This is a genomic window from Rhodococcus sp. ZPP, assembly GCF_017656075.1.
GTDB lineage: Bacteria > Actinomycetota > Actinomycetes > Mycobacteriales > Mycobacteriaceae > Rhodococcus_F > Rhodococcus_F oxybenzonivorans.
Map to the genome: position 1 here is coordinate 3,067,371 of NZ_CP058638.1, position 12,766 is coordinate 3,080,136.

Sequence of the window (12,766 nt, forward strand, 5' to 3'; positions counted from 1 at the left end):
CGGCCGTGGGTTTTCCCGGTGGGCGGGATCAGCCGTCAACCCCACCTGGACTGGCCACCGTCCAGCGGGATCGTCGCCCCGGTGAGGTAGCCGGCGTCCTCGCCGACCAGGAAGACGACGGCGCGTCCGATGTCGGTTTCGGCGTCACCGACCCGACCGAGCGGAATACCCGCCACGAACTCGGCCGCCTCCTCCGGATTGTCGTTCATCCAGCGTTCGAGGGCCGGGGTCTTCGCGTGCGGCGCGACGGAGAGCACCCGGATGCCGTCGGTGCCCCATTCGCAGGCAGCCGACCGGGTCAGTGAGCGCATTCCCTCCTTGATCGAACCGTAGGCACCGTAATTGCTCGCGTCCCACCGCACCGCCGCCGAGGTCACCAGATTGACGATCACGCCGCCACCGCGGACCTTCATGTGCGGATGGCACGACTGCATCATGCGGAGCGTCGCGAGCGGCCCCGTCGCGAACGACCGCTCGTACTCGTCGTCCACGACCGACAGAATCGGGCCCGGCTTGCAGTCGTTGGCGTTGTTCACCAGGATGTCCACGCCACCGAAAGCGTCCACGGTGCGTTCGACGGCGGCCACGATGTCGTCCCGTCTGCTGACATCGCAGACGACGGGCACGCTGCGTGCCCCCAGCGCCGTGAGGCGCTCGCAGGTGCCGACCAGTTTCGATTCGGTTCGGCCCGCGACGGCGATCGCCGCTCCTTCCTTGGCCAGGGCGAGGGCGATCCCCTGTCCGATTCCCTGCCCCGCGCCGGTAATCAACGCGACCTTGCCGTCCAGCTTGCCCATACCCACTCCTGTTCGCCTACTATCGGTTCCGATATCTCCGGCCGTCGTTCGACGACTGGTCCCACTTCCGCTGAGCGTCAGTGTTTCTCGCGCTCTCCCCCATCTCGGAGGACTACCGTGACTCTCCCCAACCCCCTCGACTTCCGGAACCGCGCCGTGGTCGTCACCGGCGGCACCAAGGGCATCGGATTCGTCATCGCCCAGTCGTTCCTCGAGGCGGGCGCCGACGTCCTCGTCTGCGCGCGCACTCGCCCGGATGCGCTTCCGGCACACGGGGACCGCACCGCGTCTTTCCGCGCGACCGATGTGCGCGACGCCGACGACGCCGCCGCGCTGATCGACGACGCCGTCACCCGGTTCGGCCGCCTGGACGTACTCGTCAACAACGCCGGCGGCTCCCCCGACGCCGACGCGGCCACCGTCTCGCCGCGCTTCGTCGAGAAGATCATCGCCCTGAACCTGTTGGCGCCCTTCACTGTCGCCCAGTCGGCCAATGCTGTGATGCAGCAGCAGCCCGAGGGCGGTGCCATCATCAACATCGGAAGCGTCTCCGCTCACGACCCCCAGCCCGGCACCGCCGCGTACAGCGCCGCGAAAGCCGGTCTGCTCGTCCTGACCAAGGCGCTTGCGCTCGAATGGGCCCCGAAGGTGCGGATCAACCACGTCACCACGGGGCTCATCCGCACGGACAGCGCCGCGACGGTCTACGGCGACGACGGCGGCGCCGCCGTCACCCGTACCCTGCCCATGGGCCGGATGGCGGTGCCGTCGGACATCGCGGGCGCCTGCCTGTTCCTGGCGAGTCCGCTGGCGTCGTACGTCAACGGTGCCGATCTCGCCGTTCACGGTGGTGGCGAGTACCCGGCCCGCTTCCTCGCCACCCACCCCGACCGCTCGTGACGCTGCTAGCCGAACGCCGCGCGGGCCCCGGCGATCACCGGGTGCCCGCCGTGGACGAGCTCGAACGACGCGGCAGCCGCGTCACCCCACGCCCGCAGAACCGGTGAGTCGCCAGGGAACACCGGGGCGGCGAACCGGCCCTCCACTTCCACCAGATCCGCGGGGTGTACGCCGAGTTGGCGCGCCAATTCGAGGGTGCTCGCCGCCAGTGTGCACAACCCGTGCATGATCGGCCGGGGCTGGCCGATCCGGGCGGCCGCAGCCGGGTCGAGGTGTATGTGGTGCCGGTCCCCGGTCAGCCGGTACAGCGCCGCCTGATTGTCCGCAGTGTTCACCACCGCCTCCACGGTCGGCTCACCCTCTGGCCGAGCCGGTTTCGACGGTCCACGCTCCCCGCCGAATCCACCCGCCCCCGGCGCGAACAGCGACCAGGTGGCCACGAAGAAGTCGGACTCGACGCGCACCTCGAATACCGCCGCCGACCCCTTGTCCCACACCTCACCCACCGATGCCGACAGGGTGATGTCACCGCGGCGTGGGAGCGGCGCGCGCACCGTCAGGTTCTGCGAGCCGTGCAGCGCGGTCTTCGTGTCGAAGGCACCACGTGATCCCAGCTCGTCCGGTGCCCACTGCGCGAGAGTCAACGCGAAGGTGGGCAGCACCCGCAGCCGGTCCTCGAAGACGAGGTCCAGTTCGGTGGCGCGGGCGCCCACCGCCAGCGCATACAGAATCGCGTCCCGCTCGTCGTAGGCCACGGTACGAGTGCCGAGGTCCTCGCCTCGCCACGCCGCCGCGGACCTTTTGTGTGTGCTCGTCATGTTCAGTCCTCACTGCTCAGGATCAGGCCGCTGGTCGGTACTGCCGTGCCGGCGGTCACCAGCACGTTGCGCATGTCGTCCGGCTGTGTGGTCGAGGTTCCGCGGATCAGCCGGACTGCCTCCGCGATCCCGTTCACCCCGTGCAGGTACGCCTCGCCGATCTGCCCACCATGGGTGTTGGCCGGCAGACGCCCGCCCACCTCGAGGTTGCCCTCGCGGATGAAGTCCTTGGCCTCGCCCGGCTTACAGAAACCGAGCTCTTCGAGTTGTGGCAACACCAGGGGGGTGAAGTGGTCGTAGAGGATCGCGGCCGAAATATCCTCTGGTCTCAGACCACTCTGCCCGTACAACTGCCGGGCCACCAATCCCATCTCGGGGATTCCGGTGATGTCGGGCCGGTAGTAGCTCGACATCATGTGCTGGTCCTTGCCGGAGCCTTGAGCGGCGCCCGCGACGAAAGCGGGTTTGTGCGCCAGGTTGCGAGCGCGTTCCGCCGACACGATGACGAGCGCCTGACCGCCATCGGTTTCCTGGCAGCAGTCCAGTAGATGCAGGGGTTCGGCGATCCACCGCGAGCTCTGATGGTCCTCGAGCGTGATGGGCCGTCCGTAAAACCAGGCCGCAGGATTGTCGGCGGCATGCTTGCGTGCGACCACCGCGACTCGCCCGAAATCCTCACTGGTGGCGCCGTACTGGTGCATGTAGCGGCGCGCGAACATGGCCACCCACTGCGCCGGCGTCGACAGTCCCTGTGGTGTCAGCCAGGCATACGCGGCCCGGTCGGCGGTGCTGTCCATGGGCCGGTCGTGCTGGCCGAGTCCGTAACGCACCCCCGATCGTTCGTTGAAAGCGCGGTAGCAGACCACGACGTCGGCGATTCCCGTGGCGACGGCCATCGCCGCCTGCTGCACGGTTGCGCAGGCGGCGCCGCCGCCGTACCCGATGCGGGAGAAGAATTTCAACTCTCCGATGCCCGTGTTGCGGGCGACGAGCACCTCGCCGTTGGTTTCCGCGGTGTAGGTGGACAGTCCGTCCACCTCTGCGGGGTCGATGCCGGCGTCCGCGAGAGCCGCGACGACCGCCTCACATGCGAGTTGGAGTTCGCTGCGTCCGGAGTTCTTGGAAAACTCGGTGGCGCCGATGCCGACGATGGCGGCCGCGCCCGACAATGGGCTGATCACTGAGGTCCTCCCGCGGCCCGGGCGACAGTGACGGTGCCGGTCACGTGATCACCGATGCTGTTGGCGCCGCGCACCTTCACGGTGACCACCCCGGCCTCGTTCGAGATCACCTCGCCGGTCAACGTCAGTACGTCACCGGGATAGTTCGGGGCGCCCAGGCGAATCGCGATGCGTCGCAACGACGCCTGCGGTCCGGCCCAGTCGGTCACGAACCGCCCCACCAGGCCGTTGGTGGTGAGGATGTTCATGAACACGTCCTTCGAGCCACGCTCGACGGCCAGTGCGGGATCGTGGTGGACGTCCTGGAAGTCCCTGGTGGCCAGCGCGGTGGCCACGATGAGGGTGCGGGTCAGCGGAATTGCCAGTTCGGGCAGGCTTGACCCCACCTCGACCCCGGTGAACGGGCGGAGGGCACCGGTCGCGGTGCTCATGCGACCACCTCGACACCGGATGCAAGCAGGGCTCCGAGCCGCGCCAGGTCAGAGGCGGAGCCGCCGAGGGTGGCCGCGAGTTGTTTACCCCACAGCAGGTGGCGGTGCACCGGGTAGTCCGTGTCCACGCCGATGCCGCCGTGCACGTGCTGGGTTCGGTGCACCACCCGCTGACCGGCGTCGGTAGCCCACCACTTGGCCACCAGCACCGCAGTTCCCGGGTTTTCACAGTTCGCGAGGAGCCAGACGGCTTGCCACAACGTCACCCGCATCGCCTCGAGATCGATGTAGCAGTCCGCGAGTTGATGAGTGACGGCCTGGAAGGTGGCGAGTGGGCGACCGAACTGGTTGCGTTCGTTGAGGTAGGTCACGGACTGACGCACCGCCTCCTCTCCGACACCCAGTTGCAGTGCAGCAAGGGCCAATTCGACCCGCTCCTGAAGCCAGGCGGGTGTGGTGCCGTCCGCCGGACCGAGCAGCTCCGCGGGTGTCGCGTCGAACGTGACGTTCGCGCAGATCTCGTGGGTAGTCGATGCACCCCGTTCGGCGGTCACTCCTTCCGACCGCGGGTCGACCAGGAACAGCGCCGCACCGGACGGGGTCGTGGCCGACACGACGACCCGTTCGGCAGCGTGCATCACCGGCACCGCGGCTTTCGCACCGGTCAGCCGCCACCCGCCGTCGACCTCGGTGGCCGTCGTCGACGTGACCCCGTCTCCGTAGGGCCCGAATTCTTCGATTCCGATGGTGAGGAACAGGCTGCCGTCGGCCGCAGAGGACACAAGGACGTCCCGTTGGTCCGGTGTCCCGAACTCGCAGATCGCGAGCGCGCCGAGCACGTGCGGCCACAACGGAACGGGGGCCACGTGCCTGCCCTGCTCCTCGAGGAGGACGTAGAACTCGGGCAGACCCATACCGCCGCCACCGAAATTCTCCGGAAGGGCGATTCCGAGGAGACCGGTGCCGGCCAGTTCACGCCAGAGGTCTCCGTCGATGCGCTCCGCCGAGGATTCGACCTGCTTGATCCGCTCGGGGGTTGCCTTCGCGGCAAACACATCGGAGGCAAGTCCGCGGACCGCCTGCTGTTCCTCGCTGAAGGTGAAATCCATCAGTGCTCCCTCGATCGTTGGGGCCGGAAGGCGGGGAGCGTGAGTTCGGGATCGGCGTCGATCCAGTCGAGCTCCACCGGCATTCCGATAAAGACGTGTTCGGGTTCGACGTCCGTCATGTTCGCGATCAGGCGTGTGCCCTCTTCGAGTTCGACCACCGCCACGATCAGGGGGTAGTCGAAGGCATCGATCTTCGGGTGGTGATTGACGACGAATGTGTAGACGGTGCCGCGACCGCACGCGTCGACGGTGTTCCACTCCGTGGAGCGGCACTGCCCGCACATGGGTCCGGTCGGATGCCGCAACACACCGCACCGAGCGCAGCGCTGGATCACGAGGCGGTGCTCGCGGGCGGCCTCGAACCAGAACGCGTTGTCGGCGTTGAGGGCCGGGCGCGGGCGAAGCGGGCGCGGGGCCGCTTTCGGGGTGGGCCGGAAGCGGAGGGTCCGCCACCGCTGAGTCCCCACGACGACACCGTCACCGTTTCGGTACGTCTTGAGGGTGGTGACGAAATGCCCCGCTCCGAGACCCGTCTGCTTTTCCTCGGAGACGGCTTCGACCACCTCCGTCGCGCTCACCCGCTCCCCGGGACGCAGTTCGACGAAGAACTCCTGATCGGAATCTGTCGCCACCACCGAGGTGAACCCCGCACTGTCGAAGGTCTCGATCAGCTCGGTCCAGACATCGGACGGATCGGCACCGGACATCTTGTCGGCGTACGTGCGCATCGTCCACACCTGCAACATCGGCGCCGGGGCGACGGCGCCCTCACGTCCGGTGTCGCGTGCGGCGTCGTCGTCGAGGTAAATGGGGTTGGTGTCGCCCATCGCCTCGACCCAGTGCCGGATCATCGGAGTGTTCACCGGGTCGGGTCCCCACGTGGCCGGGACGATCGTCCGGCCTTCGAAGGCGCGTAACCGGGCGAGTAGGTCACTCACTTCGCCCTCTTCTCGCGCACCAGACCGAGACCTCGAGTGCCCACCATGTCCCGCAGCACTTCGTTGACTCCACCACCGAACGTGTTGACGACGCTCTGCCGGGAGATCTGTTCGATCTGCCCCGCCAGGACGGCCCCCGGCGACCCGGGGCGCAACCGGCCGGCGGCACCGAGAATTCCGAGTAGCGCCCGATACACGTCGACGTGCGTTTCGGTGCCGTAGGTCTTGGTGGCGCCGGCGTCGGCGCCCGACAGCGTGTCGTTCGCGACGGCTGCCGTCATCTTCCAGTTCAGCAGGCGCATGGCCTCGAGCTTGGCGTGGGTGCGAGCGAATTCGGATTGCACCCAAGGGATCTCGAGAGCGCCGTTTGCCTTGGCCCAGTCGAGTACCTGATGCCACAACCCGAGTGTGCGGCCACCGAGGGCCGCGAGGCCGATGCGCTCGTGATTGAGTTGGGCGGTGATCAGCTGCCACCCGCCGTCGACGGCTCCGACCACGTCCTGATCGCTGACGCGGATTCCGCTGTAGTAGGTGGAGGTGACCGTCAGACCGCCCACCGTGGAGATCGGTGACCAGCTGAACCCGGGATCGTCCGTCGGCACGATCAGAATCGAAATACCCCGGTGTTTGGGCGCTGTCGTATCGGTGCGGCACGCGAGCCACACGTAGTCGGCCGTATTGGCCCCGCTGGTGAAGATCTTGTTGCCATCCACCACCCAGGAGTCGCCGTCGCGGACCGCCCGCGTCTGCAACGACGCGAGGTCCGTGCCGGCGCCGGGCTCGGTGTAGCCGATGGCGAAGACGATTTCACCGGCCAGGATGCCGGGGAGGAACCGGGCCTTCTGTTCCTCGGTGCCGTACTTCATCAAGGTGGGGCCGACGGTGTTGACGGTGACGAAGGGAAACGGCAGCCCGGCCCGTTGCACCTCGTCGAAGAACACGAACTGCTCCTCGACCGACCGGCCCTGCCCGCCGAATTCGACGGGCCAGCCGATACCCAGCCAACCGTCCTTGCCGAGCAGTCGCACGATCTCGCGGAAATGCTCCCCGCCGACGCCCTTCTCACCCGCGATACGCCGCTTCTCCTCGGGCAGCAGTGCCGCGAAGTAGGCGCGCAACTCCCTCCGGAGTTCCCGCTGCGCGGGCGATTCCCTCGAGTCCATCAGCGTTCTCCTCATGCCTGTCGCTACGTTCGTTCGCGTGGCTGCAGCGAACGTCGTTCTGGACGCTAACCAGCACTCCGGCGCCTCGGTGGCGATGTCTCGGTCACCGGGAGGTGGGCATCGTAGATGTCGGCGACTCGCCGGGAATGGCGGGTCAGGCTGCGTGGTGGAGAGGAAGTTTCGTCGGGGGTTCAGGCGACGAGGTTCGATGCCGCCCAATCCATGTGGGTCTGGATCGCGCGGGCGGCCTCATCGGCATCACCGGTTTCGATGGCGTCGACGATGGCGCTGTGGCGGCCGACGTCCATGTTCCCGACGGCGCGATCGAGGCCGGCGAACATGATCGACATTCGGATGGACCCTTCGAGGGAGATCCACGAGTGCACAAGTGTGTCGTTGCCGGTGAGAGCGCACATGGTGCGGTGGAAATTCAGATCGGCCTCGATGCGGGCTTCGAGGACGGCGGTGTCCATGACCTCGAGGGCAGCGCGCAGTTCCGCGATGACGGTGGTGCGGTCGGGCAGGCCGGCGAGTTCCCGGACCGCCAGCGCCTCGAGTGCGGCGCGGACGGCGAAGATGTCGCGGATCTCCTTGTAATCGAGATGCCGGACATAAAGGCGACCGCGCGCGCCTGCCGTAATCAATCCTTCTTGCTGGAGTTGCCGCATCGCCTCGCGGAGCGTGCCGCGGCTGATCTGCAGCTTCTCGGACAGTTCGGTTTCCACGAGGGGGCTGCTCGGCGCGAGTTCCCCGCTGGTGATCGCGACCCGCAAGGCAGCGACGGCTTGCTGACGGAGACTGGTCTTCTCCAGCCCGAGCAGTGCGGCGGGTTGTCCGGCCATGGGTGCCTCCGTGGTATCAGCGATCAACTGTCGACAAAGGTCTGTTGACAGCAACCTGTTGACAGCCATCGTACGGCCCCCACCGCCGGGCCTGCGGCGAGGGCCGTACGAGCTGGTCATGCCAGTTCGCCCAGAACCTTGGCGACGATACGGTCCGTGCTGAGGCCGTACCGTTCGTGCAGGGTGGGCAGGGCCCCCGCGTCGAGGAACTGGTCGGGCAGGGCGATCGGCACGATGCGTTTACCGAGTCCGGCAGAGACGACGGCGGCGGCCACGGTTTCGAAGAGACCGCCGATCACGGTGTGGTTTTCCAGGGTGACCACCAGCCGGTCGGTGTTCACCTCGGCGAGGACGGTCGCGGCGTCGAACGGTTTGATCGTGGGCGTGTGCACGACCGCCACGTCGACGTTGTGCTCGGCGAGCCGGTCGGCGGCCTGCAGCGCGCGCATCGTCATCAGCCCGCTGGTGACGAAGACGACGTCGTTGCCGCCGCGGAGCACCTTCGCCTTGCCGAGCTCGAAGGTGTAGTCGTACTCGTCGAGCACAGTCGCGACCTTCCCGCGCAGCAGCCGCAGGTAGGTGGGGCCGTCGGAGGCGGCGAGTTGCGGGACGGCCTGTTCGATGTCCACCGAGTCGCACGGGTCGACGATGGTGAGGTTGGGGATGCCCCGGAAAATGGCCATGTCCTCGGTCGCCTGGTGGCTGGGACCGTAGCCGGTGGTCAGGCCGGGTAGGCCGCCGATGATGTTGACGTTGAGATTCGGTTCGGCGATGTCGAGGCACAGGAAGTCGTAGGCGCGGCGCGCGGCGAACACCGAATACGTGGATGCGAACGGAACCAGCCCGGTCTCGGCCATCCCGGCGGCGGCGCCGAACAACAGCTGCTCGGCCATCCCCATCTGGAAGAACCGGTCGGGGAACTCCTGCGCGAAGATGTGCATGTCGGTGTACTTGGCGAGGTCGGCGGAGAGGCCGACGATCTTGTCGTTCTCCCGGGCGGCTTTCACGAGGGCGTGTCCGAACGGCGCCGTGGTGGTCTTCTGGTCGTCGTCGACGAACGAGGCGATCATCGCCGACGTCTTGAGCTTCGGCTTACTGGCGGTGGTCATCTCAGGCGTCCTTGTCGTTGAAGCCGGCGGTCAGTTGGTCGCGGCAGATCTGCCACTCGTGTTCCTCGATGCGCATGAAGTGCGCCTTCTCCCGGGTCTCGAGCAGGGGCACACCTTTGCCGACCTTGGTGTCGCAGAGGATGATCGACGGCTTTCCGCCGGATTCGGCGGCGGCGTTGTCGAACGCACGCACGAGGGCGGTGACGTCGTTGCCGTCGACGCGCTCGACGTGCCAGCCGCACGCCGCCCACTTCTCGTGTATCGGTTCGGTACTCAGCACGGTCGAGGTTGCCCCGTCCGCCTGCAGGGCGTTGATGTCGACCATCGCGGTGAGATTGCCCAGCCGGTGGTGGTGGGCGCCCATCGCCGCTTCCCACGTCGAGCCCTCGTCGAGTTCGCCGTCGGAGAGAAAATTGAAGATGCGGGCGGTGGAGTGCTGGTGCCGCAACCCGAGCGCCATGCCGACCGCGATGGTCAGTCCGTGCCCGAGGGAGCCACCCGAAATTTCCATGCCGGGGGTGTAGGTGGACATCGCCGACATCGGTAGGCGCGAGTCGTCGGAACCGTAGGTTTCCAGTTCGCTGCGTGGGATGATGCCCGCTTCGGCGAGGGCGGCGTAGTGGCCGATGGCGTAGTGGCCGGTGGAGAGCAGGAAGCGATCCCGGCCTTCCCAGTGCGGGTCGTCGGCGCGGTAGCGGAGTTGGTCGGCGTAGACGGTGGCGAAGATGTCGGCGGCCCCAAGCCCTTGCCCGACGTACCCCTGGCCCTGCTCCTCACCCATGTCGATGATGTTGTGTCGCATCCGGTAGGCGAACTGCTCGATGCTGGCGATCCGCGATGCTTCACGGGTGGTGGCGTCGGCCGCGGCGGTGGCGGTTGTGGTGGTCACAGGAGTTCCTTTTCCTTGCGAATCGTGTTCGTCGTGCCGGTATTCGTGGTTGTGGTGGGTGCGCCGGCGCTTTTGGAATCGGCGCTCGCCACCGCCTCGTCAGCGAGGCGTCGCTCGGTGGGCCCCCAGGTTTCCTTGGTGATCAGCGCTGCCCAGAGTCCGATCAGGGCGTATGTGCTGAACAACAGCGCCGGCCCCCACCAGCCGAAGGAGACGAACAGCAACGTGGTGACGAAAGGCGTGAAGCCGGAGACCATCGCGGAGATCTGGTAAGCGAGTGAGGCTCCCGACGATCGGCGGGCGGCGTCGAACAGTTCGGGAAACCAGGCACCCTGCGCACCCGCCAGCGAGTTCTGGCAGACGGCGTAGGAGATCACGATGGTGGCGATGATGAGAATGAACACGCCCGTGTTGACAAGCAGGAACATCGGGACACCGAAGAGTGCCGCGAACGCGCAGGACCCGATGTAGAGGGGTCGGCGTCCGATGCGGTCGGTGAGTCGGGCCCAGGCCATGGTGGCGAAGATGCCCATCGCGGACGCAATGCACAGGGCGACAAGCGTTTCGGATTTTCCGGCGAGACCCTCATTGTGCAGGTAGGAAATCATGTAGGTGATCGACACCGCGTAGCCCGCGGTCTCGGCAACACGGAGTGCGATGCCGCGCAGGATGTTGCGCCAGTCGTACTTGATGGAGTCGAGCACCGGCGACTTGACGATCTCGCCCTCGTTCTTCACGTCCTCGAAGACCGGTGACTCGGGAACCTTCGACCGAATGACCAACCCGACCATCACCAGGACAATGCTCGCGAGGAAGGGCACGCGCCACGCCCAGTCGCCGCCGAGGTGCACGCTGAACAGGAACACCAGATTCGCGAGTAGCAGCCCGACGGGGAAGCCGGCCTGCACGATGCCGGTGTATTTCCCCTTCGACTTCCATGGGGCGTGTTCGTAGCTCATCAAGATCGCACCGCCCCACTCGGCGCCGAAGGCGAGACCCTGGACGATACGAACCAGAACCAGCAGCACCGGCGCAATCAGCCCCACCTGCGAATAGGTCGGCAACAGTCCGATCGCGAAGGTCGCCAGACCCATCGCGATCAACGACGCCACCAGAACCGGTTTACGGCCCAGCTTGTCTCCGAGGTGCCCGCCGAGTACGCCGCCGAGCGGGCGCGCAGCGAAACCGACACCCAGCGTCGCGAAGGCCGCGAGTGTGCCGGTGACCGGATCCGCACCCGGAAAGAAAGCCGTACCGAAGTACAGCGCCGCGGCCGTGCCGAACCCGATGAAGTCGTAGGTCTCGATGACCGCCCCCACCGAGGAGCCGATTGCGACGCGCTTGGCGTCCTTCGTGCCGTGGACAGGACCTCTCATCCTGAGTGTTTCGGTACTCATGGGTGACTCCTCTTCGGGCTGCCGGTTTCTACGATTGCCGCCGACTTGTTGACTGTCAACAGTGACGTCTCAACAGTGTGATCCGAGCCACGTCGATCTGTCAACCGTCATCCGATGACGGTTGACTGTTAACAGTTAATCGGCTTACTGTGGTGGCAGTCACTTACCGCATCGTCGACCGGTTCCGTCTTTCCATCGCATCACCCGGGAACGGTCAGATTTCCAACAACGAGGAGCGATCATGTCGTCCATCCAGCGCACCGCCGTCGTCACTGGCGCCACTTCCGAGCGTGGCATCGGTCTCGCCACCGCCCGCCGCTACGCCGAAGAGGGCTGGGCGATCGTCGTTCTCGACCTCGACGGCGAGAAGTCCGCGAAGGTCGCGGCCGAGATCGGCAACGAGTTCGGTGTCCCGGTCTTCGGTCACGACATCGACGTCGCAGACGAGAACTCGGTCCAGCGGGCGCACGACGCGGTCGCCACCGAAGTTGCGGCCGGGAACCTCCCCGCTGTGGGTGCGCTCGCCAACATCGCGGGCATCACCTCACCGGTACCGTTCCTCGAGACGACGCTGGAACTGTGGAACAAGGTGATGGCGGTCAACGCCACCGGCACCTACCTCGTCACCCGCGCATTCTTGCCGGCCATGATCGACAACGGCTGGGGACGGGTCGTGAACATGTCGTCGGTCTCCGCCCAGCGCGGTGGCGGAGTTTTCGGCAAGGTGCCCTACTCGTCCGCGAAAGCCGCGATCCTCGGTTTCACCAAGTCCCTCGCACGCGAACTCGGCGACAGTGGAGTCACCGTCAACGCCGTCACCCCCGGTGCAGTCGACACCAGCATCCGCGTCGGCAACACCCCCGAAACGGAAGCGGCACTGTGCCGCGACATCCCCCTCGGCCGGGTCGCCACCACCACCGAAGTCGCCGCGGTGATCACCTTCCTGTCCTCGCAGGACGCCGCCTACCTCACCGGCACCACCGTCGACATCAACGGCGGCAGCCACCTGCACTGAGTAGGGGATAACACCTCGACCGCGTGTCGCGGATGGTCCTGATGGGTTACCCAGGGGTGGGTATGCACGCCACCGACGGACTCACAGTGCTGCGAAGATTCGAGCCCCCCACTCGGCGCACGCCTGCGCGCAGCGTAGCGCAATGTGTGCGTATGCGATGTGCCGAAGTGCTCTCCG

Annotated in this window: 13 protein-coding genes; 2 read left to right on the plus strand and 11 right to left on the minus strand. The window is 66.7% G+C overall.

Features of this window, described 5'->3' with window-relative positions; all coding sequences use genetic code 11:
• Positions 1–35: 35 nt before the first annotated feature.
• Positions 36–797: an SDR family oxidoreductase gene (locus tag HYG77_RS14650; protein WP_109325730.1), complete on the minus strand. Its 762-nt coding sequence runs from the start codon at positions 795–797 to the stop codon at positions 36–38.
• A gap of 117 nt (positions 798–914) precedes the next feature.
• Here HYG77_RS14650 and HYG77_RS14655 point away from each other — a divergent pair, with 117 nt between their 5' ends.
• Positions 915–1,697, plus strand: coding sequence for an SDR family oxidoreductase (locus HYG77_RS14655; RefSeq protein ID WP_208963055.1), 783 nt, complete (start codon positions 915–917; stop codon positions 1,695–1,697).
• 5 nt (positions 1,698–1,702) lie between these two features.
• Here HYG77_RS14655 and HYG77_RS14660 read toward each other — a convergent pair whose 3' ends face one another.
• The 10 genes from HYG77_RS14660 to HYG77_RS14705 all read right to left on the minus strand — a co-directional run bounded on the left by HYG77_RS14660 (position 1,703) and on the right by HYG77_RS14705 (position 11,574).
• On the minus strand, positions 1,703–2,515 hold the full coding sequence (locus tag HYG77_RS14660; protein WP_208963056.1) for a MaoC/PaaZ C-terminal domain-containing protein: 813 nt from the start codon (positions 2,513–2,515) through the stop codon (positions 1,703–1,705).
• Between the two features lie 2 nt (positions 2,516–2,517).
• Positions 2,518–3,696 carry a lipid-transfer protein gene (locus HYG77_RS14665; protein WP_208963057.1) on the minus strand — a complete coding sequence of 393 codons (1,179 nt, stop codon included), beginning with the start codon at positions 3,694–3,696 and terminating at the stop codon, positions 2,518–2,520.
• Positions 3,693–4,127, minus strand: a complete 435-nt coding sequence (locus HYG77_RS14670) for a MaoC family dehydratase (protein WP_208963058.1) — start codon at positions 4,125–4,127, stop codon at positions 3,693–3,695. Before HYG77_RS14670 ends, HYG77_RS14665 begins: the two co-directional genes overlap by 4 nt.
• Positions 4,124–5,236, minus strand: coding sequence for an acyl-CoA dehydrogenase family protein (locus tag HYG77_RS14675; RefSeq protein WP_208963059.1), 1,113 nt, complete (start codon positions 5,234–5,236; stop codon positions 4,124–4,126). The genes HYG77_RS14670 and HYG77_RS14675 overlap by 4 nt, the downstream gene beginning before the upstream one ends.
• Positions 5,236–6,174: an OB-fold domain-containing protein gene (locus HYG77_RS14680; RefSeq protein WP_208963060.1), complete on the minus strand. Its 939-nt coding sequence runs from the start codon at positions 6,172–6,174 to the stop codon at positions 5,236–5,238. Before HYG77_RS14680 ends, HYG77_RS14675 begins: the two co-directional genes overlap by 1 nt.
• Positions 6,171–7,337 (minus strand): acyl-CoA dehydrogenase family protein, encoded by a 1,167-nt coding sequence (locus HYG77_RS14685; protein WP_109325722.1) that lies wholly within the window; start codon positions 7,335–7,337, stop codon positions 6,171–6,173. The genes HYG77_RS14680 and HYG77_RS14685 overlap by 4 nt, the downstream gene beginning before the upstream one ends.
• Before the next feature lie 191 nt (positions 7,338–7,528).
• Positions 7,529–8,179: a GntR family transcriptional regulator gene (locus tag HYG77_RS14690; protein WP_109325721.1), complete on the minus strand. Its 651-nt coding sequence runs from the start codon at positions 8,177–8,179 to the stop codon at positions 7,529–7,531.
• Positions 8,180–8,295: 116 nt separating this feature from the next.
• Entirely contained in the window at positions 8,296–9,288 is a 993-nt protein-coding gene (locus HYG77_RS14695) for a transketolase C-terminal domain-containing protein (protein ID WP_109325720.1), read from the minus strand.
• Position 9,289: 1 nt separating this feature from the next.
• Entirely contained in the window at positions 9,290–10,177 is an 888-nt protein-coding gene (locus HYG77_RS14700) for a transketolase (RefSeq protein WP_109325719.1), read from the minus strand.
• Entirely contained in the window at positions 10,174–11,574 is a 1,401-nt protein-coding gene (locus HYG77_RS14705) for an MFS transporter (RefSeq protein ID WP_208963061.1), read from the minus strand. Before HYG77_RS14705 ends, HYG77_RS14700 begins: the two co-directional genes overlap by 4 nt.
• Before the next feature lie 241 nt (positions 11,575–11,815).
• Between HYG77_RS14705 and HYG77_RS14710 the strand changes: the two genes are divergently transcribed.
• Complete coding sequence (locus tag HYG77_RS14710) at positions 11,816–12,589, plus strand: SDR family NAD(P)-dependent oxidoreductase (RefSeq protein ID WP_109325717.1); 774 nt, start codon at positions 11,816–11,818, stop codon at positions 12,587–12,589.
• The last annotated feature ends 177 nt before the right edge of the window (positions 12,590–12,766 follow it).

Excerpts from the sequence above, each read along its gene's own strand:
- HYG77_RS14660 (WP_208963056.1), bottom strand. The coding sequence starts at position 2,515 with ATGACGAGCACACACAAAAGGTCCGCGGCGGCGTGGCGAGGCGAGGAC.
- HYG77_RS14670 (WP_208963058.1), bottom strand. The coding sequence starts at position 4,127 with ATGAGCACCGCGACCGGTGCCCTCCGCCCGTTCACCGGGGTCGAGGTG.
- HYG77_RS14710 (WP_109325717.1), top strand. The coding sequence starts at position 11,816 with ATGTCGTCCATCCAGCGCACCGCCGTCGTCACTGGCGCCACTTCCGAG.
- HYG77_RS14690 (WP_109325721.1), bottom strand. The coding sequence starts at position 8,179 with ATGGCCGGACAACCCGCCGCACTGCTCGGGCTGGAGAAGACCAGTCTC.
- HYG77_RS14650 (WP_109325730.1), bottom strand. The coding sequence starts at position 797 with ATGGGCAAGCTGGACGGCAAGGTCGCGTTGATTACCGGCGCGGGGCAG.
- HYG77_RS14705 (WP_208963061.1), bottom strand. The coding sequence starts at position 11,574 with ATGAGTACCGAAACACTCAGGATGAGAGGTCCTGTCCACGGCACGAAG.
- HYG77_RS14675 (WP_208963059.1), bottom strand. The coding sequence starts at position 5,236 with ATGGATTTCACCTTCAGCGAGGAACAGCAGGCGGTCCGCGGACTTGCC.
- HYG77_RS14685 (WP_109325722.1), bottom strand. The coding sequence starts at position 7,337 with ATGGACTCGAGGGAATCGCCCGCGCAGCGGGAACTCCGGAGGGAGTTG.
- HYG77_RS14695 (WP_109325720.1), bottom strand. The coding sequence starts at position 9,288 with ATGACCACCGCCAGTAAGCCGAAGCTCAAGACGTCGGCGATGATCGCC.